At 60.2% G+C, this 22,536-nt stretch carries 23 protein-coding genes and 2 tRNA genes; 12 read left to right on the forward strand and 13 right to left on the reverse strand.

What is annotated here, in order from left to right:
- Nucleotides 1–35 precede the first annotated feature (35 nt).
- Entirely contained in the window at nucleotides 36–392 is a 357-nt protein-coding gene (locus CGZ66_RS05975; protein WP_095082508.1) for a hypothetical protein, read from the reverse strand.
- Between the two features lie 89 nt (nucleotides 393–481).
- Nucleotides 482–1,432, reverse strand: coding sequence for a class I SAM-dependent DNA methyltransferase (locus CGZ66_RS05980; protein WP_095082510.1), 951 nt, complete (start codon nucleotides 1,430–1,432; stop codon nucleotides 482–484).
- Between the two features lie 134 nt (nucleotides 1,433–1,566).
- Between CGZ66_RS05980 and CGZ66_RS05985 the strand changes: the two genes are divergently transcribed.
- Both CGZ66_RS05985 and CGZ66_RS05990 read left to right on the forward strand, forming a co-directional pair.
- The gene (locus CGZ66_RS05985; protein ID WP_095082512.1) at nucleotides 1,567–2,574 is read left to right on the forward strand and encodes a ligase-associated DNA damage response exonuclease; all 1,008 of its coding nucleotides are present in this window, start codon (nucleotides 1,567–1,569) and stop codon (nucleotides 2,572–2,574) included.
- A gap of 3 nt (nucleotides 2,575–2,577) precedes the next feature.
- Nucleotides 2,578–4,179, forward strand: coding sequence for a cisplatin damage response ATP-dependent DNA ligase (locus CGZ66_RS05990; RefSeq protein ID WP_095082514.1), 1,602 nt, complete (start codon nucleotides 2,578–2,580; stop codon nucleotides 4,177–4,179).
- 138 nt (nucleotides 4,180–4,317) lie between these two features.
- Here CGZ66_RS05990 and CGZ66_RS05995 read toward each other — a convergent pair whose 3' ends face one another.
- A complete protein-coding gene (locus tag CGZ66_RS05995; protein WP_095082516.1) occupies nucleotides 4,318–5,490 on the reverse strand; it encodes a hypothetical protein in 1,173 nt (390 codons plus the stop codon).
- A 321-nt stretch (nucleotides 5,491–5,811) separates the two neighbouring features.
- Here CGZ66_RS05995 and CGZ66_RS06000 point away from each other — a divergent pair.
- Nucleotides 5,812–5,887: transfer RNA gene (locus tag CGZ66_RS06000), tRNA-Thr, on the forward strand.
- Nucleotides 5,888–6,477: 590 nt separating this feature from the next.
- On the opposite strand, the gene CGZ66_RS06005 is transcribed toward CGZ66_RS06000, so the two are convergent.
- The 8 genes from CGZ66_RS06005 to CGZ66_RS06040 all read right to left on the reverse strand — a co-directional run bounded on the left by CGZ66_RS06005 (nucleotide 6,478) and on the right by CGZ66_RS06040 (nucleotide 14,626).
- The gene (locus CGZ66_RS06005) at nucleotides 6,478–7,488 is read right to left on the reverse strand and encodes an AAA family ATPase (protein WP_167392016.1); all 1,011 of its coding nucleotides are present in this window, start codon (nucleotides 7,486–7,488) and stop codon (nucleotides 6,478–6,480) included.
- Nucleotides 7,489–8,169: 681 nt separating this feature from the next.
- Nucleotides 8,170–9,081, reverse strand: a complete 912-nt coding sequence (locus CGZ66_RS06010; protein ID WP_095082520.1) for an HNH endonuclease — start codon at nucleotides 9,079–9,081, stop codon at nucleotides 8,170–8,172.
- Entirely contained in the window at nucleotides 9,078–9,494 is a 417-nt protein-coding gene (locus CGZ66_RS06015; protein ID WP_095082522.1) for a DNA mismatch endonuclease Vsr, read from the reverse strand. The genes CGZ66_RS06010 and CGZ66_RS06015 overlap by 4 nt, the downstream gene beginning before the upstream one ends.
- Complete coding sequence (locus CGZ66_RS06020; RefSeq protein ID WP_095082524.1) at nucleotides 9,487–10,599, reverse strand: DNA cytosine methyltransferase; 1,113 nt, start codon at nucleotides 10,597–10,599, stop codon at nucleotides 9,487–9,489. Before CGZ66_RS06020 ends, CGZ66_RS06015 begins: the two co-directional genes overlap by 8 nt.
- 52 nt (nucleotides 10,600–10,651) lie before the next feature.
- Nucleotides 10,652–11,596 (reverse strand): O-methyltransferase, encoded by a 945-nt coding sequence (locus CGZ66_RS06025; protein WP_167392017.1) that lies wholly within the window; start codon nucleotides 11,594–11,596, stop codon nucleotides 10,652–10,654.
- A complete protein-coding gene (locus CGZ66_RS06030; protein ID WP_095084281.1) occupies nucleotides 11,596–12,900 on the reverse strand; it encodes an ATP-binding protein in 1,305 nt (434 codons plus the stop codon). The genes CGZ66_RS06025 and CGZ66_RS06030 overlap by 1 nt, the downstream gene beginning before the upstream one ends.
- 246 nt (nucleotides 12,901–13,146) lie before the next feature.
- Nucleotides 13,147–13,728, reverse strand: a complete 582-nt coding sequence (locus tag CGZ66_RS06035) for a hypothetical protein (RefSeq protein WP_095082528.1) — start codon at nucleotides 13,726–13,728, stop codon at nucleotides 13,147–13,149.
- A 277-nt stretch (nucleotides 13,729–14,005) separates the two neighbouring features.
- A complete protein-coding gene (locus tag CGZ66_RS06040) occupies nucleotides 14,006–14,626 on the reverse strand; it encodes a hypothetical protein (protein ID WP_143748684.1) in 621 nt (206 codons plus the stop codon).
- A gap of 85 nt (nucleotides 14,627–14,711) precedes the next feature.
- Here CGZ66_RS06040 and CGZ66_RS06045 point away from each other — a divergent pair, with 85 nt between their 5' ends.
- Nucleotides 14,712–14,933: a helix-turn-helix domain-containing protein gene (locus CGZ66_RS06045; protein WP_095082534.1), complete on the forward strand. Its 222-nt coding sequence runs from the start codon at nucleotides 14,712–14,714 to the stop codon at nucleotides 14,931–14,933.
- A gap of 82 nt (nucleotides 14,934–15,015) precedes the next feature.
- On the opposite strand, the gene CGZ66_RS06050 is transcribed toward CGZ66_RS06045, so the two are convergent.
- On the reverse strand, nucleotides 15,016–16,335 hold the full coding sequence (locus CGZ66_RS06050) for a tyrosine-type recombinase/integrase (RefSeq protein WP_095082536.1): 1,320 nt from the start codon (nucleotides 16,333–16,335) through the stop codon (nucleotides 15,016–15,018).
- Nucleotides 16,336–16,663: 328 nt separating this feature from the next.
- Nucleotides 16,664–16,739 (reverse strand) — tRNA-Cys (locus CGZ66_RS06060).
- Nucleotides 16,740–16,889: 150 nt separating this feature from the next.
- Between CGZ66_RS06060 and CGZ66_RS06065 the strand changes: the two genes are divergently transcribed.
- The 8 genes from CGZ66_RS06065 (at nucleotide 16,890) to CGZ66_RS06100 (ending at nucleotide 22,536) form a co-directional block, all read left to right on the forward strand.
- Nucleotides 16,890–17,078: a YodC family protein gene (locus CGZ66_RS06065; protein WP_095082538.1), complete on the forward strand. Its 189-nt coding sequence runs from the start codon at nucleotides 16,890–16,892 to the stop codon at nucleotides 17,076–17,078.
- A gap of 235 nt (nucleotides 17,079–17,313) precedes the next feature.
- The gene (locus tag CGZ66_RS06070; RefSeq protein ID WP_095082540.1) at nucleotides 17,314–17,742 is read left to right on the forward strand and encodes an EF-hand domain-containing protein; all 429 of its coding nucleotides are present in this window, start codon (nucleotides 17,314–17,316) and stop codon (nucleotides 17,740–17,742) included.
- Nucleotides 17,743–17,787: 45 nt separating this feature from the next.
- Complete coding sequence (locus CGZ66_RS06075) at nucleotides 17,788–18,330, forward strand: RNA polymerase sigma factor (RefSeq protein WP_095082542.1); 543 nt, start codon at nucleotides 17,788–17,790, stop codon at nucleotides 18,328–18,330.
- Nucleotides 18,331–18,368: 38 nt separating this feature from the next.
- The gene (locus CGZ66_RS06080) at nucleotides 18,369–18,821 is read left to right on the forward strand and encodes a hypothetical protein (protein WP_095084282.1); all 453 of its coding nucleotides are present in this window, start codon (nucleotides 18,369–18,371) and stop codon (nucleotides 18,819–18,821) included.
- Nucleotides 18,818–19,273 (forward strand): periplasmic heavy metal sensor, encoded by a 456-nt coding sequence (locus tag CGZ66_RS06085; RefSeq protein WP_095082544.1) that lies wholly within the window; start codon nucleotides 18,818–18,820, stop codon nucleotides 19,271–19,273. The genes CGZ66_RS06080 and CGZ66_RS06085 overlap by 4 nt, the downstream gene beginning before the upstream one ends.
- Before the next feature lie 104 nt (nucleotides 19,274–19,377).
- The gene (locus CGZ66_RS06090) at nucleotides 19,378–19,656 is read left to right on the forward strand and encodes a GCG_CRPN prefix-to-repeats domain-containing protein (RefSeq protein ID WP_095084283.1); all 279 of its coding nucleotides are present in this window, start codon (nucleotides 19,378–19,380) and stop codon (nucleotides 19,654–19,656) included.
- 119 nt (nucleotides 19,657–19,775) lie between these two features.
- A complete protein-coding gene (locus CGZ66_RS06095; RefSeq protein ID WP_280952790.1) occupies nucleotides 19,776–21,266 on the forward strand; it encodes a DUF1800 domain-containing protein in 1,491 nt (496 codons plus the stop codon).
- A 34-nt stretch (nucleotides 21,267–21,300) separates the two neighbouring features.
- Complete coding sequence (locus CGZ66_RS06100; protein WP_095082546.1) at nucleotides 21,301–22,536, forward strand: DUF1501 domain-containing protein; 1,236 nt, start codon at nucleotides 21,301–21,303, stop codon at nucleotides 22,534–22,536.

Genomic DNA, 22,536 nt, shown 5'->3' on the forward strand with positions numbered 1-22,536 from the left:
AATTGCGTCGAAACAAAGAGATAGCTCGCCCGATCCTAGCCAGGCAGCAGTTTCTTCTGCTGGTCTGGCTTGCCGCAATCGCGACGATCGATCGACCGGTTCATGGCATCCATCTGGCCGGTCGCCTTGTCGGCGTCCTGCTTGGCCTTGGAGCGCACATCCGGCATGAACGGGCCGAAGCCCATCGCCGGATTGGAGAAGGTGGGCTTCGCCTTCGTCGACAAATTGTGCTGCTGTGCCAGCGCGTTGCGCTGCGCCAGCAGCTGGCCGCAGGGCACGCTGTCATACTGCAGGGAGGACTGGATGTCGGCGTCCTGCCTCTCGGCCATAGAACTGCCCGCGCAGCCGGCGGTCACCAGGCAAGATGCCAAGACAATCATGTTCCAGCGCATCGACTCTGCTCCTCCTGATATCCCGCCTTGATGCGACCAGATCGCAAATATCAGACGCGCATGCAAATCAGACTTTTTCGCAGCACGGATTATCTGCGGGCGCGGCCAGAGGGGATCGCAGCCTCGTCCCCCGGTAGCTTGCCTGCCACAACGACCAACCCGTTGACGGGCTCCCGGCGGTCCTGCCGGATCACGGTTGTTTCCAGCGACAGGATCGAAAACCCGTTGGCAGCCAGGATTTCACGCACATAATGTTCCGAATGCGCGTAGCGGCGCGATGGCAGCAACACAAAATCGCCATTGCCGACCAGGCTCTCGACGGAAAAGGCGAACAGGCCATCGCCGGCAAGCAAGCCGGCAACCGTCTTCACCACGCCGTCGAGCGCGCCGACATAGATGAAGACATCGGCCACCGCCACCAGATCGGCTTTCGGGCCGGCACAGGAAAAATCCCGCAGATCGGCCTTGCCGAGGAAATCGTAGACGCCCTTGGCCCGCGCCTGCTTCAGCATCCTGGCCGAAATGTCATATCCCTCCAGCCGATCGGCGATTGGCCGCAGCCTCTGCCCCATTAGCCCGGTGCCGCAGCCGAGATCGAGCGCCAGCGGGAAGCGGCCCGGCCTTGTCGACCGAATGGCCCGATCGAGCAATTCGGGAAGCCGGTACCCCAGCCTGTCGACCAGTGATTCATCGAAGCTGTCGGCATAGTGGTCGAACAGCGTCTCGACGAAGGCGCTGGGCAGCGCGCCGGTCTGCGGCGCCTTGCCGATCAATTGCAGGTTCAGTGCGGCACCTTGACGATCCGTCGGATCGAGTTGCAGCGACATCGCCCAAGCCTGCGCGGCGAGGTCCGGCGCACCCGCGGCCTGCTGCATTTCGCCGAGGCGAAACCAGCCCATCGCCCATTGCGGCTTCAGTTCCAGGGCACCAAGCAGCAATTCTGCCGCCGCGGCATGATCGCCGTCCGCATGCAGCATCTCGGCATAATCGGCACGGCGATCGGCGTTCAAGTCGCCGGACGAGGCCTGAAGCGGTTTCATGGCGATGGGTCCATGGCGATGGGTCCTGGGCGATGGGTGCTGTCGGCGGATGGAGCCGGCGGCGCTGTATGCGGGAGTCAGCAGTCACATACAACAGGCTTCCCGCAGCGGAATTATATCCTATCTTGGGGATCATGCGCGCCTCAGACCTGCTCCATCCCCGGCCCGAGGGCCTGTATTGCCCACCAGGTGATTTCTTCATCGACCCGGTGCGGCCGGTGAACCGGGCGCTGATCACGCATGGCCATTCCGATCATGCGCGTTCCGGCCACCGCTCGGTGCTGGCCACACAACAGACGCTCGATATCATGGGCCTGCGCTATGGCGAGGATTTTGCCGACACAACGCAAGCAGCACAGCTCGGCGAGACGATTGTCCTCGACGGTGTCAGCATCAGCTTCCATCCAGCCGGCCATGTGCTTGGCTCGGCGCAGATCGCCGTCGAGCACCAGGGCACGCGCATCGTCGCCTCCGGCGACTACAAACGGCAGAAAGACGCGACCTGCGCCCCGTTCGAGCCGATCCCATGCGATGTGTTCATCACCGAGGCGACTTTCGGCCTGCCGGTGTTTCGCCATCCACCCGACACGGAAGAGATCGCCCGCCTGCTGAAATCGGCGGCGCAGTTTCCCGAACGCTCGCATTTGGTCGGCGCCTATGCGCTGGGAAAGGCGCAGCGGGTGATGCGGCTGCTGCGCGACGCAGGCTACGACAGGCCGATCTACATCCATGGCGCTCTGGCCAGGCTCAGCGAATATTACCAGAGCCAGGGCATCGACCTTGGAACGCTCGAACCGGCAACGGTGGAGGGCGGCAAGCAGGATTTCGCGGGCGCCATCGTGGTCGGTCCGCCTTCGGCTTTCGCAGACCGCTGGGCGCGGCGCTTTCCCGATCCGATCTCGTGCTTTGCCTCAGGCTGGATGCGCATCCGCCAACGCGCCAAGCAAGGCGGCGTAGAGCTGCCGCTGATCATATCGGACCACGCCGACTGGGACGAACTGACCGCCACCGTCAAGGAGACCGGAGCCGAGGAAATCTGGGTGACGCACGGTCGCGAGGAAGCGCTGGTGCGCTGGTGCGAACTCGAAGGCATCGCCGCACGACCGCTGCATCTGGTCGGCTACGAGGACGAGGGCGATTGAGGCATGAACCGCTTCGCCGAACTTCTCGATCGCCTGGTGCTGACGCCGTCGCGCAACGGCAAGCTGACCTTGCTGACCGACTATTTCCGCAGTGTGGGGGATCCCGACCGTGGCCTGGCGCTGGCGGCTATCACCGGCGATCTCAACATCGCCGCGGTCAAGCCGGCGATGCTGCGCACCCTGGTCACCGAGCGCATGGACCCGGTGCTGTTCGGCTATTCCTACGACTATGTCGGCGATCTTGCCGAAACGGTGTCGCTGGTCTGGCCGCAAACGCCCGGAAACATCCCGAACCGCGAGCCGACGCTCGGCGAGGTCGTCGCCAGACTGCAGGCGGCAAGCCGCTCCGACGGCCCGAAGGTGCTGTCCGGACTGCTCGACAGCGCCGGCATCTCGGCGCGTTTTGCCATCATCAAGCTGGTGACCGGCGGCCTGCGCATCGGCGTGTCGGCGCGGCTGGCCAAACAGGCACTGGCGGATTTCGGCAAGGTCGATGTCACCGAGATCGAGGAACTTTGGCATGGGCTGTCGCCGCCTTACACGGCACTGTTCGCCTGGCTGGAAGGCAAGGCCGAAAAGCCCAGGAATACGGCGATGGCCCTGTTTCGCCCGGTCATGCTGTCGAACCCGGTCGGCGACGGCGATCTCGAAAAGCTCGACCCCGCGGACTATGCAGCCGAATGGAAATGGGACGGCATCCGCGTCCAGGCGGTGGCCGAAGGCGGTATCCGCCGGCTCTATTCGCGCACCGGCGACGATGTCTCCGGCGCCTTTCCGGATCTCGCCGACGCCATGCATTTTTCGGCAACGCTGGACGGTGAACTGCTGGTCGGCGATCCCCGGCTGGCGACTGGCACCTTCTCGGACCTGCAGCAAAGGCTAAACCGCAAGACGGTGACGCCGAAGATGCAGCAGCAATTTCCAGCCTTCATGCGCTGCTACGACGTGCTGCAGATCGGCGACGAGGATTTGCGCGCGCTGCCGTTTCGTGAGCGGCGCTGCCGCCTGGAAACCTTTGTCGGAACGCTCGACCCGAGCCGTTTCGATCTTTCGCCATTTGTCGACTTCGCCGACTGGCAGGCGCTGGAGGAGCTGCGCCGGGCACCGCCGCATCCGATCATCGAGGGCGTCATGCTGAAGCGCTGGGACTCGCCCTATGTCGCCGGGCGGCCGAAAGGCCCGTGGTTCAAATGGAAGCGCGATCCGCACACGGTGGATGCCGTGCTGATGTATGCGCAGCGCGGCCATGGCAAGCGCTCGAGCTTCTATTCGGACTACACGTTCGGCGTCTGGTCCGGCGGCGAAGGCGAGGAGGAACTGGTGCCGGTCGGCAAGGCCTATTTCGGCTTCACCGACGAAGAGCTGAAGCAGATCGACAAATATGTCCGCGACAACACGGTCGAGCGTTTCGGGCCTGTGCGCTCGGTGCGGGCCGACCGCGACAACGGCCTGGTGCTGGAAGTCGCCTTCGAGGGCCTCAACCGCTCGACCCGGCACAAATCCGGCGTCGCCATGCGCTTTCCCCGCATCTCGCGGCTGCGCTGGGACAAGCCGGCCAACGAGGCCGACCGCATCGAGACGCTGCAGGCGCTGCTCGATCGCTAGAGCATGATGCCGAAAAGTGTGAAGCGGTTTTCGGACGACATCATGCTCTATCTCTTTGATTTAGAGGCGGATTCAGATTTCAGGTCGATTCGACCTGAAATCATCCGGCTCTAAGTCGCTTGTCCTGCATGGATGCGCTTACGGCTCGACCGAGACCCGGATTTCGTAGATGTCCGCCGCCTTGCCCTGTTTGTCGAAGTCGGAATTGACGGCGATCGTGCCGGCCGAGCCCGGGTGCTTCTTGGGAAACTGCACGTCGAACAGGTATTCGTTCTGCTGCTGGCCGACCGCGTAGCGCTTGCGGCCGCAGTCGCCCAGTTCGCCGAAGTTGCAGTCGACGGAAATCTGCGTCTCCTTGCCTTCTTCGGAGCGGGCAATGATGTCGAACACGGCATGCTTGCCGGCGAGCTGTTCCAGCACGCCTTGCCCGACATCGAAGCTGATCGCCGAACCGGAGGCGCCGGAACGGATGCGCAGGAACGACCCGGTGTCGTCCTTCATCACTTCGGCCTTGGCATCCGACGGGGCGCTGACATGCGACGCGTCGGTTGGCGAAAACACGTTGATCCAGTCGCGCGACTGGTCCGCGGCACCGGGCTTTGCTGGGCCGGTGTCGCCATCGGCCGGTGTGAAGTCGTCGTCGTTGACGGTCGGCGGCGCTTCGGGCGGAGCGGTGTCGAGCTGCGCCTGCGTCTTGAACACACCGGTCTGCACGGCGAAGAACAGGCCGATACCGACAGCGGCAAGCAGAGTCACGGTCAGGAAGATCGCGGTCAGCGGCAGGCGACGCCCCCTTATGCGCCGTTCATCGCGATCGGGCGCCACTTCCGTCGCGGCCTCGGCCGAGTCGGGAGCAGACATGTCGATGGCTGGCGCGCCGGGAAGGCCGGCGTCCGGCATGATGTCGGGAACAACTGGCAGCACACGCGAGCGAGGCGCATCGGAGGCGGATTGCACGGGCTCGTCAACGACAACGACGGGTGATGCCGGTTGCCCGGTCTCAACCGCAGGAGCGGGGTCCGCAGCCACCTCGACCGCAGGAGCCGGGTCCCCACCAAGCTCGACCGCCGGCGCATCACCCTGTGGGCCGACATCCGGCACCGCCGGCAGATACTCGGATTCGATTTCGGTGATTTTCGCCTGTATCGCCTTGCGGCGCTTGATGGCGACTTCCACAGTCACGTCGGGATTGGCCTGGAGCGCACGGTCGAGCGCGGCAAAAGCCGATCTATAGACCCTTTCGCGGAACGCGCGGTCCTCGGCGTTGCCTTTCTCGAAGGCATTCCGGATCGCCTTTTCGATTGCGTCCAAGCGGATCCCTCTGCACGTTTGCCCAAACCTTGCCATGATCGTTAGCCGCAGGCGACCAATCAATCAACGGGCGAGCGGTGCATTCTGCCTTGTCACGGTGTGCAAAGTCCATTCCGACGCTGTTCCGGCAACGAAATCAGCGTGTTTCATCAATTTTCACCAGCAGGAGGGTGCGAACCGCGCGAGCCTGACTCGGCGACCGATTGGCGAGCAACGCGGCGGACGGCTTTCGACGGCCTCGCATGAATTGCCAAGTCGCATCTTGAATTCGCCGCCGGTTGAGTCTATCACCCCCGCATCTTGGAGGCTCTGGCCTCCTGGGCCGCTTTAGCTCAGTTGGTAGAGCACATCATTCGTAATGATGGGGTCAGGTGTTCGAGTCACCTAAGCGGCACCAACGATTTCAATAACTTAGCGAAAGATGAACTCTAGGATTTCGACCGGGGGTAACGCCAGGGGTAACGCTAGCCCCTCGAAGAGAATGGCGATTGCACGACTTTAGGCGCAATGCTCAAGAGAAGGCGGCGGCTTTGCAGGCGTGGGCACGGTTCGTGACAGACTTGGTTTATAGCAAGCAATCCAACGCTGTGCCGCTTCGCGCTTCACCCTCGCTACCCTAAGAATGCCAGAATGCCAAGAATTCCAAGAGTTCCAAGAATTCCAACCTGCGTTGGCACTGTTAGGACGACCGTCTGACTACCAATCAGGGGTACGCGAGGGGGAACAGGCTAAAGCGCGCTTCACTCGAAGCCGAACTACGATCACAGTCTATACGTGCCCCCGGGGGAGGTTCCCCCAAGCCATCGCGTTGGGTCCTGTGTCAATGTGGGTGGTGGCTGCATCGGCCGTAAAAAAGTCAGACCAAGCATGCTGTTCGCGCGTTCGCGTCCCTAAGAAAATGAACGAACAAACAGATCAGCCACAGAGGGAGGAGAGCTAAGCGCTCTCTCTCCTCTCAGTAGAGTGGTTCGAGAAGTAAGCATAGCCCTATTGCAGCCGCAGAGCCTTTGCGCCTTCCTTGGCCAGGCGCCAATGTCCGTCGTCCCCCCGTCGTGCAAGCTGCCTGGCTTCAAGCCTCTGAAGTAGACGATTCATTTTGCCTCTGCCGGACCCATCTGGCTGCAAACCAACTGCCTTGGCCAAGTCGCTAACCGATCGCCCAGGCTTTTCTTGAAGCGCACGCAATGCCATGAGATCGAGACTGGATGATCTCTCATGAACTTCGTTGCCAGCAACCGCAACGGCCATCACGCTCCTGATTGGCCGTCTTTGTGCGTCTCGCCGCTGTGAAGACATCACGGAAACGAGTTCGAATGTGATGGGTGAGAATTCTGGGCCCCTGAACTTTTGATGTTGTTTCAGCCAGGCGACCTTATCCTTCTTTTCGAGATATACGTTTCCGTCGATCGCATTCAGGAAGGCACTACCGCCTCGTGGCACTTGGATATCGCCTCCCTTCGCGGGATGTGCGCAAATGATAACGCAGGGCTCGCCCGCAAGGTCCGTGAGGCTCCTAAGCGTCTCGGCGTGATGTTGCATCTCAACGTTTGCGTTGTCGTCCTGCCCTGAATAATATGCTGCGCTGGTATCGATAATAACCAAAGCATAAGGGCCCTTATCCTTGGCACCCTTCTTGACCTGATCTATGACTTGCTCCATCGGAAAGGCGGTCGGGATGAAATTCACTTCTATCGCCGTCGGATCAAAATCCATTTTCTCGGCCAACAAAAGCCAACGAGTTCGAATATCGTCTGGATTTTCGCCAGCAAAGTACAGAACTTTCCCTCTCTCGACTGTGCGCTCGCCGAGAGGGCGGCCGAGTGCGACAAGCGCTGCCAGCGTGAGTGCTATTGCGGTTTTGCCGCTGCCTGCCTTGGCTGTGAGGGAATAGATGAAGCCCTTCTGAAAGATTCCGTCGACAAGAAAGTTCGGCGGCTTCCATCCAGCCACGAACTGTTTGCTGGTCAGGATTTTGACGATAGCCGGGGTGCTGTTCAACTCATCTCTCGTTGGCATGAGCTGCCCCCATGCCGCAAGCCCTTGGGAGGGAGGCTTCCCAGGTATCCAGTTCAGCCGAGTTCCAGTATCTATTCCGGCCTATATAGACTGGACGTGGAAAGCCACCACCGGCCTTTAGCCACCGCCATATCGTCATAAGGCTGACGGAATAGCGTTCGGCTACCATTGGAGCTGTTAGGTAGTGGGTGGTGGGTCTATAGCTTGGAATGCGGGCGCTCCCCGCCTGGAGGGCCATTTCAGCCAAGAGCGGTGCGCTGCGAAAGCGCAGGCACCAATGTCACACTCAGAACGATTTTCACAGAAGTTCTCCATATGTCGTCGCGCGATCTTGCCGGCTGACTTCACTGCCAGGACATCCAAATCGAGAGGACGATTTCCAAGAGATAGTAGGCGAAGAACAAGTTTCAAGAATGATGTTAAGGAATTGTTATTTCTGCGTTTAAACGATCGTCGTCTGGTTACAGATTATGTTAAAAGTAAATCTATATATACAGCTATATGCTGGGAAGACGGGATTGGTCTGGCTGAAGAAGAGCGCGCCCTAAAGGTGGCGAGCCGATATGAGCTTCTTTCCGCAGGGGGGACGATTGGACGCGGCTAGGAGGAACTGGTAACCAGGTACCAGATAAATGAGGGTTGGCAATCTTTTGCCAAACTGCGTCAGTTGCCCGCAAATCTGTCTCTGTGGTGGGTAATGTATCGAAGGCTTGGCCAAAGCCGCATTTCGGATGGAAGGTGAATTCGACCAGCCTGCTTTTCGAGCAACGACCTATAATCACTTGGCACCTTATTATGGGAGACTAAGAGGCCATATTCGTCCGTGAGAGAAATCAGATGGCGATCGAAAAGCCAGTGTGCGGTTGCAGAAAGGGCAATTCCGTTCTGTATTGTGTCGGGCCCGCCGTCGGCAACTGACCAGATATGGGCGGCCTGAACTTCAGACCTACCCCCTCCGTTGACTATCCGCAGTCCGGTCACTGCACATCGGTTGTCGTAAGCATCACAAACCGCCAAACGGAAATTCGCATCTCTGATTTTTCGATTGAGAAGGACTGCCTCGACACGCCTCTCAAAATGGTCTTCCGATAGAGCCAGAAGTTCTTCGGTGCTGGCATCAACTTCATGGCTCTCTAAGCCGAGCTTTCGGGCGTTAAAGGGGGCCAGAGTATTCGAAAGCCCTGCATATACGACGGCAGCAAAATCGCTTTGATCTATTGGCCTCACAGAACGGCCCCTCAGATATAGGCCCACCATAGACACATCGGCGAGGTGCCGTAAGGCTCCTTCTCGATACTGATCACCCACCCGCCACGACGTAGGTCGGTCAAATGGCAGAAACTTGGCTATCGCAGCATAATGATAACCTGGGTTCGCCTGATCTGGGATGAGCTTGGTCACCATACCAACAGCGAAATATGCCTTCGATCCTCCCCCTGCTCGCGGTTGACGGAATATAACCCAGTCGCCAATGCACTCCTTAACGATGTCTAGGTATCGGGGGGGGAAATGGTATCTATGCGCTATGTCATCGTCATACGCTGAGGTCGGACTGGTGTCGAAGACGGCCTTCATTGCGACACGTCATAAAAGAATTCTTTGAGCTTCCTCCTCAGCTCGTCCGGGTCGCGGGTCTCGCATTCCCAAATAATTGCTGAACGCCAACCCAAACCACTAAGGGCAGTCACTGCATCGCTATCGCGTCTAACATTCTTATCGAACTTTTCCGCCCAAAAATCCTCCCTGGATTTCGGTGTCGATGCCTTTCGGCAGCCGGGGTGTCGGTGCCAGAAACAGCCATGAACGAAGAGAGCAAGCCCAAATCGTGGGAACACCAGGTCGGGCTTACCCGGCAGATCGTTACGATGCAGTCTATATCGCAGCCCAATCGAGTGGGCGGCTCGCCGCACTCTTATCTCCACTGAAGTGTCTTTCGACCTAACCCTGGACATAAGCCAGGACCGATGCTCCTGAGACAGCCTATCCATGGGCAATTTGTGGCTCGAAACTTAGATGCGTCTTGTACAGCTTCCGAGCGATTGTTCTAAAAATGGCCTCTGCGATTATGGGGGATACGCTGTTTCCGATCATGCGGAATGAGTGCCAGACCGTAGGGTGGAACAGGTGGCTATCTGGAAAGCCTTGAAGCCTTGCAGCTTCGCGAACCGAAATTACCCGTGGCAACTCAGGATGTATCGGGCGTACTGACTGGTAGGAGCCTCGATCAGCTCCTGTGCCTGCTCTCAGCGTCGGGCACTGACCTGTCCACTTCAGACGCGGATGGCGGCCCACCGGGTCGACGCCGCCTTGCGGAACTGACTGGAACCGCTCGATCACCGCCTGCGTGTGGGCTGTGCTACGATGCCCGGTAAAAAGACCGTCGCCAGCCCTAAGCCGGCTGGCGTACTCCGAAGCCCGCCCCGCAGCAGAAATTCGCCATACGTCATACCCATCGTCCTTCGAAACCGGGACCGCATACTTGAGGTCGCTGATCGCGGCTCGCACCGTTGCAGGCGGTCGCATTTCTGCATCGATATCGGCCGATGTCAGCGTATCTCCTCGATCTTTCAAGACGCCTATCACGAACAACCTCGCTCGCTTTGTCGCCGCGCCGAATAAAGAAGCATCCCATATGCACGGCCCGAGCAGGGAGTACTTACCCCGAACCCTATCCATAGCGCTATCAAGCACGAACCGCGTGTCCTCGTAGGCAAGACCACGGACATTTTCCATTACGAAAAAGCTAGGTTCGACTTCCTGAACCAGACGAAAGAAATGGTCAATAAGTTGTCGCCTCGGATCGGCAGGGTCACGAAGACCAATGTCGCTGAAACCTTGGCAGGGTGGCCCCCCAAAAATTCCATCGACACGCCCTCCCGCCGCTGCGCGTATGTCCGCCCCGGAAAGTTGAGTCACGTCCTTCAAAAAAAGCCGCGTGTCCGGGAAGTTGACCGTATAGGAGGATGTTAGGATCGGATCGTTATCGAATGCGGCGGCCACGCGGTAACCTGCGCGATGAGCACCGAGCGAAAACCCGCCGCAGCCAGAAAAAAGGTCCACTAAGATTGGCGCCCCCGGAACCTGCCGTGTCATTGGCAAGTCCTAGCATGGAAAAAGTGAGTCGTGCCTTGGTGCCATTGCCGCATCAGGAAATCACTTGTGCGAAAGCTGGGTACTGCTTGTAATAGGTCTGAAACGCCTCGATCTGATCGTCTTCCAAGTCGAATCCGAGCTGTTTAACCCGCTCGCGCGAAACCGACTCTGCGCAAGGAAGAAGGGCCTGAAGAACGGCAGCCTCTCTCACGGTCAAATGCGGAGCTATGATTCGCTTAGCCGGTTGGCACATCCATTTCTTGTCCGCAATTCTATCGGCTACGATCTTTACCGCCCCCTTCGTCGGCAGCACGCCACCTACGGTCACCATCGGTGTCGAGTCTTTATAGATCAATCGGAAAGCCGGCAGGAACCCTCCAGGCCGAGCAAGATCGGCGGCGACAGATCGCATGAAGGCAAGAGAATAGTCTGCCAGCGTCTCCTGCATCTCGTCGTCCTTGCAAGCCTTTTTTGGCAGATCGTCAGGAACCGCATCGCCGAATAAGGCCCGCAGATGCGCCGGCCGGTCTGGCGCGGTTCCATACTTGGACTCTCTGCCGTTGAAACTGATCAAAAGCACGCTGTTTGCCGGCAGGTTCTCCACTAGTGAGCGGACATCCTCCTTGATGCTCTCGTTGAACTCGTAGTCATAATCGAGCCAAACGAACCAAGGACGGCTCTTGATCGCTTCGTCGTTGTACAAACTGGGCAGTACCTCAGTAGAAAATCCGAATTTAACTTGGACGGTTGCGTATGGGGAATTAAAAGTTGCTCGCCGAAACCCGACATCGTTGCTCTCGATCGAGATCATGTCGTCGATCCTGAGAACCTTGTGAGCCATGATGAAATCGGTGAACCAAACTGAGCCGAAGCCTACATAGACGAGGCGTTCAAGGTCTATATGCGACTGCAAATCCCGTACGCCGTCAAAAACAAGCTGCCGTTGGATGTTTTTGCTGGGCCGAAGGCTGTAATTTACAACATTGAACGAGGGCATCAATCGTCTCCGACCATGTCGTCGTAGGTGTAGTCGAAGGTCCGTATGCCGACTTCTCGATAGGTCAGGTTGATGCTTCCCAGTTCTTTGGCGAGCCGTTTCATTTTGGCGATCGGCACCGAATAGTGAACATTGGCAACTCTTTCTAGGGGTCTCTGCGTCAGCTTGGGAAACTGCAACGGCACCTCCCGACGGAGTTGATAGATTGGAACTGGAGCGGCCTTTGCCTCGATCTCGCGGGCTTCTTCGAGAGCTTGTTTTCTCTGGTTCGTATAGGCGATCCACTTGCGCGTAACATCGCGCATCTGAGGTCTCGCCCGTCTAAAGATTTCGGAGGATTGGTCGACACTTCGCTTTGTCGTCGTTAACGGCAACGCAGTCGCTTTTGCAGCCGTGAAGAGAATGATCCCCATAAATCCGGAATACTGCCTGTGCCACTGCGGCCAATCTTCCGTACCCCAGCCGGAAACCGAAGTCTTGTCTGCCGCAAGAACGATCCGCCCATTGCAGATGATGTACCAGCCGAAGCGCCGGTCGCCATCGTCCGCCTCGTCCGGCTCGTTGCTCTCCGGCGGTAGAGCGGCCATACCGCCGATAACCTCGATAGCAACCTCGTCGCCGTCGACAGCGTCTTGATATTCAACGCGGATCGGTACGAAGTCATCGGATTGTCGAAGCTCTATCTTCCAACCGGGAATAGGCTTCCCGTTGAGAGAAATTGTTAATCCGCGATTGAGGTGAAGGGAGTAGTCGCGAGCGATGGTCCTCCGTAAATTCTGCAGGAAGGCTGGGCTCTCAAAAGAACTCTTCGCACCGGTGGTGAGTACTTTTACGACAATTTCGACCCCATTATTCTCAAGCGGATCGTCTTCTACTATGTCGAAATCCCAAAGCGGGGCATTGTCGGACAGCCAACTTGGCACATCAATTGGCACTGCGAACGCTAGTTCGTTTCCAGAGCCATCATCAAACGTGCTGCGCACTCTAATTTCCGACCCCAGCTTGAAGACAGCCCGCTTCATTCCAATTCCGTAGACGCCAATGCTGTATTCATCCGGCTCGTCAGATGGCTTCCGTCCAAAACTGAAAGCGTAGTTGGCAGCCTCGTCCAATGTCATTCCCCCGCTATCGTCGCGGATGACAAATCGATCGGGATAAGCTTCGATTTCAATCGAGTATTTGGAGAGATCGACGTCTTCAGCAAGTCCCATCGGGCGGCTGCCTTCGCAACGCCAGGCGCCGTCAATGCTATTATCTATAAGGTCAAGAATGCAATCTTCAAGAGTAATGTCACGTGTGATCATCTGAACGAAGAATGTCTTCGTCGGATACGCAGATGCCTTTGTTTTTACTATCAAAACGCCCCCCCATATACAATGTAGCCAACCGTTTTCAAATTAGCTTCCACGCACCGTCATAGCAATTGGTGCGCCTGAAATCTCGCCGGAAATACCAATTGCCCGGAATGACTGGAACAGGTCAAGAGCTCGCATTGGCACAGAAGCGGTTTTGGAGATCAACCTCGGAGCCAGCACCCGACTATCCCGACGCTAGGGCTTCGCCAGTCCCAAGAGCAGCCCACACCAAGCGTTTATCACGGCATCTAAGACCGCCCTGAGTGAATAGAACTGTTCTGGCCTTCCGGCCCGAGACTCAGATCGTATCAAAACCTGTGGACCACCGTTCGTTTTTCCTTCGCCGTTCTCTGCGGCATGTCCCGCAATAGTTAGCGCCACACCATCCTGATCAACGAACGTGGTCGCCCGATCCAACACCCCATGCTTGATGGCGTTTGCCGCCTCTCCCAACATCCTATTGTAAAGCTCTGTGTGAGGTGCAGAAGCCCGCAACGCAACAGTGACCTTAGCGCGCGTTGCGACGAGCACGTGCTGAGGTGTCGGAACGGCGGGAAGGGCGAGGTGCGGGATCAACCTTCGGGCGGCGGCGATATCCGTAAAGTGGTAGAGAAAGAGGGATGCGTTCATCGCGCTTCTTAAAGCTTCAAGGCAGGCAAATTCGTAGTCGCCCTGTCCAGCGAGGGACTTCTCCAGCTGGTCTTCGGCGGCAGCAAAAAGCCTATACGAACGCAATACAAGCGCCTCCCAGTGCTGTACGTGCGGCAGCTGACCCATTGCCTTTCTCCTAAGAAGCAGCCTTCAGCTATTACACGAGCCGCTTGCTCAAACCAACTAGCGCTGAGGTTCCTGGTCACGCCAATAGGCAGGGCCTAGTGGCAGAGACACGGCAATCCTGGAATTGGAATTCAGGCATGTAGGCGGTGTTTTTCCCGCCTGCTTTGAGACAGCCAATTTATGCCTTGATATGCCTTTGATTTTAGAATCAAAAGACCCGTAGTTGGCATTTGCACCAAAAGCGACCTGAAGCGATCCAATTTATGAGATTGGCGCGTCAGCGAAACACACCATTCATATCCATATATAGACCATAGGCGGGCCCAATCGCGAACAGCCAGTCTTGGCGGCCTCTCAGCAGGACCCCCGGCAGGCGTTCAAGCCGCTTCATTTTAACTCTCAGACTTTCTGCGGACGGCAAATGCGCGCGCGCTCGCTGGATTGCCGCTAGATCATCTTGTGCATGCTTGCCAACGTACTGGCCAAGAATGGGATCGCTTAGCGACTGCCGGTCAACATAGGCCGTTCTATCCAAATTTTCATTCCAATTGATCAAAATTACTGCGGTCTGCATTTCGTTTGTCCAAAACGAATCAAGGCCTTCGACCAATGAGGCCTCATAGGGCCCAAGACCCTGAGCGTCCAAGAATACATCTCGAAGGGCAGCCCGGTATTGACGAGCCTTGCTACTGGGAAGTCCCGTGATCCATTCGCCGAGCCATCCGGCCTTATCGCTCATCCATGGGGCCATTCCTCCACCAAGGACGATGTCTGCGGGACTGCCACCCTCGCGTACAATCACGTTGATGGCCTCGCCTGGGACAGCAAAATCCTGAGCACGAGCGTAGGATGAGCCAAATAGCAGCAGAACGGCGATCAGGGGTAGGATGCTTCTCACTGATGCCTCCATAACGTATCCGGCAAGCTGAGATTGTTCAGTATATCGAGGTGTATATTTTGAGCAACTGAGTTCGCTTCCCCGCATGGACCTGCGGGACGTTCTTGCTGCAAATCTGCGCCGACTGAGACACGCAAAAGGGCTGTCTCAGGACGATCTCGCCTATGAGGCGGAAGTCAGCCGGAGCTACCTGAGTCAGGTCGAGAAGGGTAAATATTACGCAAGCCTCAAGATCATTGAAAAGCTTGCAGCGGTACTTCAAATCGAAGCTTGGGAGCTTCTGAAAGCACCCGCCAGAGAGAAATAGTGGGTCGATTGTTCGTCTGTGGCTTCCGTCGGTCAGGGCGATTGACACCTTGCGAAAGGCTGAGCCGCCGAATGGCCCTATATTAGCCCCTTAGCTTCACGACGTTCGACATCTGTTGCTCGTCGACGAGAGCTCGAAGTTTGCTTGACCATGCCGTCAGCGCCGTGCGCTTCTCATCTGCGTATTCATAGCGGTTATAGACAGCAGCCACGCCGCTGATTTTGCCGCTCTTGTGATTGAGTACCGCTTCGACCACATGCACAGGGAAGCCTAGCGCCGCCATGCCCGACGCCGCCGTGCGGCGAAGATCGTGCAATCGCCATTCGGGTATCTCGACCTGAGCAGGATCGGCCCCCGTCGCGTCTGCTTCTTTGCCGGCAATCTCCAGCATGGCCGCGTCAAGCCGCTTCTTGGCCTTCGAATACCCCGACACGCTTGTGGTCCCGGTTGTGGTGAAAAGGAAGCCGCCGCTCATCCTCGGCAACGCCTCCAGGATCGCAACGGCGTCCGCCGACAAGGGAACGAGATGCTCGTTACCGTTCTTGGACCTTTCGCGCGGTATCAGCCACGATGGCTTGTCACCCGCGAGCGTGAACTCCTTTCGCACCGCGCCAGCAACCTCCTCACGCCGCTGGCCGGTGAGCAGGAGCATTTGCCACACCGACCCAAAGGGATAGCCAAAACTTTCCGTTGCCCGCCAGAACCACCGAATTTCGTCATCCGTCAGTACACGGTCGCGCGATACGATCGGAGCCGGCGCCTTGACCCCCATTGACGGTGATGACGACAGGAGGCCGCGCTCGACCGTCCAGTTGAAGAACTTGCTAATGATCGCGAGTACCCGATTTGCCGAAGCCGGCCCGCCGCGCTCCTCGATATCGTGCAGCACATCGTTCACATCGACCTTTGCCATGCGCCTGATCTTCTTGTCGCCCCACGCTGGCCGCAGATACAGATCGATGAAACGGCGCGTCTCACGAGCAGTCGAGGGGCGGTTTTTCTTGTCGACGTGCTTCTCCAGGAAATCATCCAGTGCAGCGCCCACGGTATCCGCACCGGACGCCGACGATGCCAAGGCGCGCTTCTTCTCTGCGGCAGGGTCGCGTCCCTCCTTAAGCACTGCCAGAACCGTGCCTGCGGCAGCGTGAGCCTCGGCAAGCGTATGCCCGTCACCGAGATCAGGTCGGCGCCCTTCCGGTAGCGGCACTGCCCTCTCAGCCAGCGCTGGGCCGATGGTGAGCTTCTTCGGCTTGCCGGCAAGGCGATACCGCAATGCCCACGACTTCACTCCAGACGGCTGAACGACGAGATAGAGGCCGGGAGAGGCGGCGTCTGGGAATTCAATTCGTGCCCCACTCGGCTTCACGGCTGCGATAAATTTCGATGTGAGTGCCTTTGCCATAATCGACCCCTTTCGTTACCCCCGATCCCCAGGGTAACGACAAGGGTAACGGGCTGAGGTGATAGATAGCGTTATTACGGGAGCACATCAATCCCTAACATTTAAGCAAGAGGATGGTCAAATCGAGCATTTCTAATCGTTTTTAGCATGCCGGCAGTTAGGAGACGTTATCCCGGGTTATCTAATAGCACATCATTCGTAATGATGGGGTCAGGTGTTCGAGTCACCTAAGCGGCACCATTCCTTCAAGCAGCAATCAATGGCGCCGTCACTGGGCCGAGCCTCGGCTCCGGCCGTTCGCTGCTTTTGTCGGACAGGTAAGTGAGGATGGAGGCCTCGCCTCGGGATCGAACCGAGGCTTCAGAGATTTGCAGTCTCCAGCGTAGCCGCTCCGCCACGAGGCCATCGCTGTCCAAGTAGCAGCCTAATATTTACGGAAAGGTTAAGGCCGAACCGCCGCTGGAGCAACGGCTTGCAGCGCCGGCGAGGCATATCGGCCATTGTCGAGGCCCTGGTTTGGTGTGAAACTCGGAGCCTCTGAATGGAGGTCGAAAATGCCCAACAATTTCAAGACCGGAGACGTCGTCAGGCTGAAGTCCGGAGGCCCGAAGATGACCATAAGCGACGGCGCGGCCTCGGGCATATTCATGTGCCATTGGTTCAACCGCGAGGGTGACGTGTGGACCCCGCAACATGCCGGCTTCAAGCCAGACCAGCTGGTCGCGGCCGACCAATCAGACTAGGTCCCTGCCGACGCGGTTTTGCTTGAACCGGCGCCAAACCTGGCACGGGTTCACGTCCAGCGCTGAGGCGCCGGGTTTGGCACGTCAATGCGGCCATCGACGGAGCCCTTGCATCCAGGAAATGCGTCCGAAACAACATTGCGCCACCGACGGATTTCCGCCGTCGCGGCGTTTAACGGTTGAAGCGTGACCTCGGCTCAAGCCGTGGCCACGAGCCAACCGGAGACGCCAACGCATGATACGTCGTTCGATACTTGCCGCTGCCATGAGCCTGCTGACCGTAGCGGCTCTCGCCCAGACAGCGACGCAGCCGCCTGCCGCGACGCCGCCGGTTGCCGCACCGGCCACGCCGAAGGCGAGGTCCGACATCACGCTGGCCAAATTCCAGAAGCGGCGCGAAAAGGCGATCATGGCTGCCGACACGGATGGCGACGGCAAGATCAGCCTGCTGGAATGGGAAGCCTTTCAAGCCAAGCGCAACATCAAGGGCGACCCCGTCAAATCCTTCGCGCGCCTCGATTCCAACCATGACGGCTTCATCGACCGCGCCGAACTCGATGCCTTCTTTGCCAAGCGCTTTGCCAGGCTGGACAAGAATTCCGACGGCGTCCTGACGGCCGACGAACTGCCGGGCCACAAAACCGCTCCCAAGCAGGAGCAATGACCAAGAGGCAATGACGTGCGATGAACATCGGGAGTGCGCCGGCTGATGAGCGCCGATCCGGACGAGGAGCTGGTTCGCCGCGTCGGCGCCGGCGATCCGGCAGCCGTGCAGACGCTCGTCGCGCGCAAACTGCCTCGCATCCTGGCGCTTGCGGTGCGCATGCTCGGCGATGCTGCGGAGGCCGAGGATGTCGCGCAGGAGACCTTCGTGCGGATCTGGCGCCATGCCTCGGGCTGGCGACGCGGCAATGCGCGCTTCGACAGCTGGATCCACCGGGTGACGCTGAACCTCTGTTACGACCGGCTGCGCCGCAAGCGCGAATGGGTGACCGACGACCTGCCGGAAATGGTCGATCCCGCGGCCCTTCCCGATGCCCATCCGCAGGAGGACGCGCAGCGGGTAGAGCGGGCGCTGCAACGCATAGCGCCGCGCCAGCGCGAAGCGATCGTCCTGGTCTATTACCAGGAGATGTCCAACCTCGAGGCAGCAGCGACCCTGGAGATCAGCGTCGACGCCCTGGAGAGCCTGCTTTCGCGCGGCCGGCGGTCGCTGCAGACGATCCTGGCCAGGGATGGCGCCGATGAGTGAGAACCGGGCAAGCGGCACCGATGGGCAAGGGGAAGACCATGGCTGAAGGGTCCAGGAACGAACCGGCAATGGATGCCACGCGCTTTGCGGCCCTGGCAGAGGCCTATGGCAGTGACTTGCGGCGATGGCCGGAGGCTGAACGGGTGGCCGCCGCGATCTTTGCGCCGAGCGAGACTGGCCAGGCCATTTTGCAGCATGCCAGGAGACTTGACGCCCTGCTGGACGGCTACCGCGTCGGCGCGCCCGACAAGGCCCTGCACGGCAGCATCGTGCAGGCCGCCGGCCGGTACCTCGCCCAACGCCGGCGCCAGCGGTTCTGGTGGCTCGGACTGGGGCTTGCCGGCATTGGCCTGGCCGGCGCTGTCGCCGGATTGGCCCTGGTGAGCATCGTCACGCCCGAGGTCCAGCCGGACCACTATGTGCTGGACGCCAATGCGACGGCGTTCGGCGACGCCAGCCCGGACCGCGACGCGATCGAGGAAGACCTATGAGCATGAGCCGAAACCTTGTCACCCTGTCGGTGGTGCTCAACGTCTTCCTGGCCGGGGCGCTTGCCGGCGGGGCCGTCTGGATAAGAAGCGGCAAGTCAGGTCAGGGCTACTCATTGGAGACGGCCGGTGGCCGGCTTCCCGAGCAGGATCGCTCGGTGTTCCGCGAGGCGTTGCGCGACGTTCGCCGCGAATCCCGTCAGGTCATCCTCGACGGCCAGCAAGCCAGGCGCGAGGCGGCAGACCTGCTGCGACAGCCGGTTCTGGACGCGACGGCCCTGTCGGCGGCGCTGGAGCGGGCGCGCAATGCCGACGTCACCGTGCGCATGCGGCTTGAGCAGCGCATCGTCGAGTTCGCGGCGGCAAGTTCCGCCGAGGGGCGCCGCGTGCTGGCGGAAGGGCTCACCAGACGCGCTGGGTCGCAACTGTCGGCGGTGCCAAAAAAATCGCCGTGACGACCGACGGAAAGCGCCGACGACGCCGTTTAACAGGAGAAGGGCAGGACCTGCCGGACCATGTGCGTGCAGGTTTTCAACCTCGGACACTTCGGAGTATGGCCATGAATTATTTGACAAAATACGTGCTCACCGCGGCTCTCGCCGTGACCGGAACGGTTGCGACGGCTGCGGCATCCTCGGCGATGCCAATGGCGCCGCTTGCCGCGCCGGCGCTGGTCGAGCATGCCGCCTGGGGCTGCGGCCCGGGCTGGCATCCCAATCCCTGGGGACGCTGCGTGCCCAATCGTGTGGTGGTCTACCCTCGTTACATCTATCGGCATGGTCCGGCCTTCTACGCCTGGCATCGGCACCATGTCTGGCACCGCCGGCATCACTGGTAGGATGCGCGTCGGGGGTCGGCCACTCCGTGCCGGCCTCCTCCCCCTGTTGACTATGCACGAAACGGCTCGAACGAGCCTCATGCGCCAGGCGCTTGAGGCTCAGGCGATGGAGAGCTGACTTGACTGTCCCGGCCTCCAATTCCCTGCCGCCAGATCCGGTGCTCGTGGCGTTCAACCGTTTCGGGCTTGGTGCAAGGCCTGGCGACCGTGAGATGCTGGCCGGCGATCCGCGCGGCTATCTCAGGGCGGAACTGCGGCAAGCCGACATCGCCATGATCTCGCTCGACGATCCGGCCTATGCCGGCTTGCTGGGCAGCACGCCGGCCATCCAGGCCAGCATGGCGGCAAATTTCCAGCTCCAGCGCGAGCGCACGGCGGCAGCGCAGCCAGCGACGGCGAGCGCCCAAGCTGTGCCCGCACAGGCCCTGCCCGCCCAGATCACGCCAGCCCACCCCGCGCTTGCGCCTGCGCCCACCGACAAACCCGTCGTGCCGCAGGTCGAGGCGACGTTGTTCCGAGCGGAAGCACAGGCGCGCTTCGACAAGGCCGTTCGGGCGAAGGCCGGCTTCGTCGAACGGCTCGTCTGTTTCTGGTCGAACCATTTCTGTGTTTCGGTGGCGAAGGACATCCTCATTGAAGCCAGCGCCGGCGCCTTCGAGCGGGAGGCCATCCGCCCCTTCGTGCTCGGCCGCTTTGCCGACATGCTGCTGGCGGTGGAGCATCATCCGGCGATGCTGCTCAATCTCGACAACCAGCAGTCGGTCGGGCCGGACTCTCGGGCGGGCAGCAACCGCAAGCGCGGGCTCAACGAAAACCTCGCCCGTGAAATCTTGGAACTGCACACGCTCGGCGTCGGCAGCGGCTACAGCCAGGCCGATGTCACCAGTTTCGCACGCATCCTCACAGGCTGGACGATGGCCGGGCGCGACGGGCGGCTGGGCGAGCCCGGCAATTTTGTCTTCAACGCAAACGCACATGAGCCGGGGGATGCGGTGCTGCTCGGCAAGACCTATCCTGCCGGCGGCATGGGACAGGCGGAGGCCGCGCTCAACGATATCGCCCGCCACCCGGCAACGGCCTTGCATATCGCCACCAAGCTGGCCCGCCATTTCATCGCCGACACGCCGCCGCCGTCTGCAATCGCCCGCCTCGCCAAGGTCTTCGCCAAGACCGACGGCAATCTGCGGGCGCTGGCCGCCGCCCTCATCGCCATCCCGGAGGCGTGGTCGACGCCATTGGCGAAGATGCGTTCGCCCTTCGACTATGTCGTCGCCATCCGCAGGGCGACCGGCCCCGGTCCGGCCAAAGATCCCGGCCAGTCGCTCGGCTGGCTCAACGCGCTGGGCGAGCCGCTGTGGCAACCGCCGGGACCGAACGGCTTTCCCGACGGGGCCGACGGCTGGGCATCGGCGGAGGGCATGAAGATCCGCCTCGACATCGCCTGGCAGGCAGCGCGGCAGGCTGGGGATATCGGCAATCCCAACGACATGCTCGATGTGCTGATCGGCCCTGCCGCCTCACCGGAGACGAGGCAAGCGATCGCAAGGGCCGAATCCAAGCAGCAAGGGCTGGCGCTGTTGCTGATGGCTCCCGAATTCCAGCGCAGATAGTTCCAGCGAAGATCGCTGCCGTGGAGGCGAAATCATGAGCCTGCTGTGCGAAACACCGGATCCCTCCCGCCGCGCGATATTGATGACCGGCGGCGCATTGTTTGCCTGGGCCTACATGCCCCGCTTTGCCCGCGCCGCCGACAATCGCGATCCGCGCCTGATCGTCATCGTGCTGCGCGGCGCACTTGACGGGCTCTCGGCGGTCGGTCCGGTCGGCGATCCCGACTATGCCGGCCTGCATGGCGACATCGCCCTGTCGCTGGCAGGCCCGCATGCGGCGCTGCCGCTCGACGGCTTCTTCGCGCTCAATCCGGCGATGCCGGTGTTTGCGCGGCTGTATGGGAATAACCAGGCGGCGGTCGTGCATGCGGCCGCGACCGGCTATCGTGAGCGCTCGCATTTCGACGGCCAGGATGTGCTGGAAAGCGGCTTTGCCGGTCCCGGACATGTCACGACCGGCTGGCTCAATCGGGCGCTGGAAAGCCTGCCAGCGGGCGACCGCGTGGCAACGCTTGGCGGTCTGGCCGTCGGGCCGTCGACACCACTGGTGATCCGTGGGGCGGCGCCGGTGCTTGGCTGGGCGCCGCTATCGCTGCCGACGCCCGGCGACGGGCTCGCGGCGCGCGTTCTCGATCTCTACCAGCACCGCGACCCGGTTCTCGCAGTGGCGCTGCAAAAGGGGCTCGACGCCGACCGGATGGCCGTGGACGACAAGATGGGCAAAACAATGAAGCCGAAGGGCGGCCTCGACAGTGCGGCGGGGATGCGGCAGGCCGCGCAAGGCGCTGCAAGGCTGATCGCTGCCGATGACGGGCCGCGCGTTGCAGCCCTGGCTTTCGATGGCTGGGACACGCATGTCAATGAAGGCGGTGCGACCGGCCGGCTCGCCACCTTGCTCGGCGGCCTCTACGGCGTCTTCGAGGAATTCGAGAAGGGCTTGGGCGAGCGCTGGAAGGACACCGCGATCGTCACCATCACCGAGTTCGGACGCACGGCGCAGGTCAACGGCACCGTCGGCACCGATCACGGCACCGGCACCGTGGTGCTGCTGGCCGGCGGCGCGATCAAGGGCGGCCGCGTCATCGCCGACTGGCCGGGGTTGAAGCCGGCTCAGCTTTACGAACAACGCGATCTCGCGCCGACCAGTGATGTCAGGGCAGTGCTGAAAGGGTTGCTTGCCGATCAGTTCGGCCTTTCCGCCGCGGTCCTCGGCGACAAGGTGTTTCCCGATTCCGCCGCGGTGAAGCCGATGCGAGGGCTCGTCGCCTGA

This window comes from Mesorhizobium sophorae (genome assembly GCF_002270415.1).
GTDB lineage: Bacteria > Pseudomonadota > Alphaproteobacteria > Rhizobiales > Rhizobiaceae > Mesorhizobium > Mesorhizobium sophorae.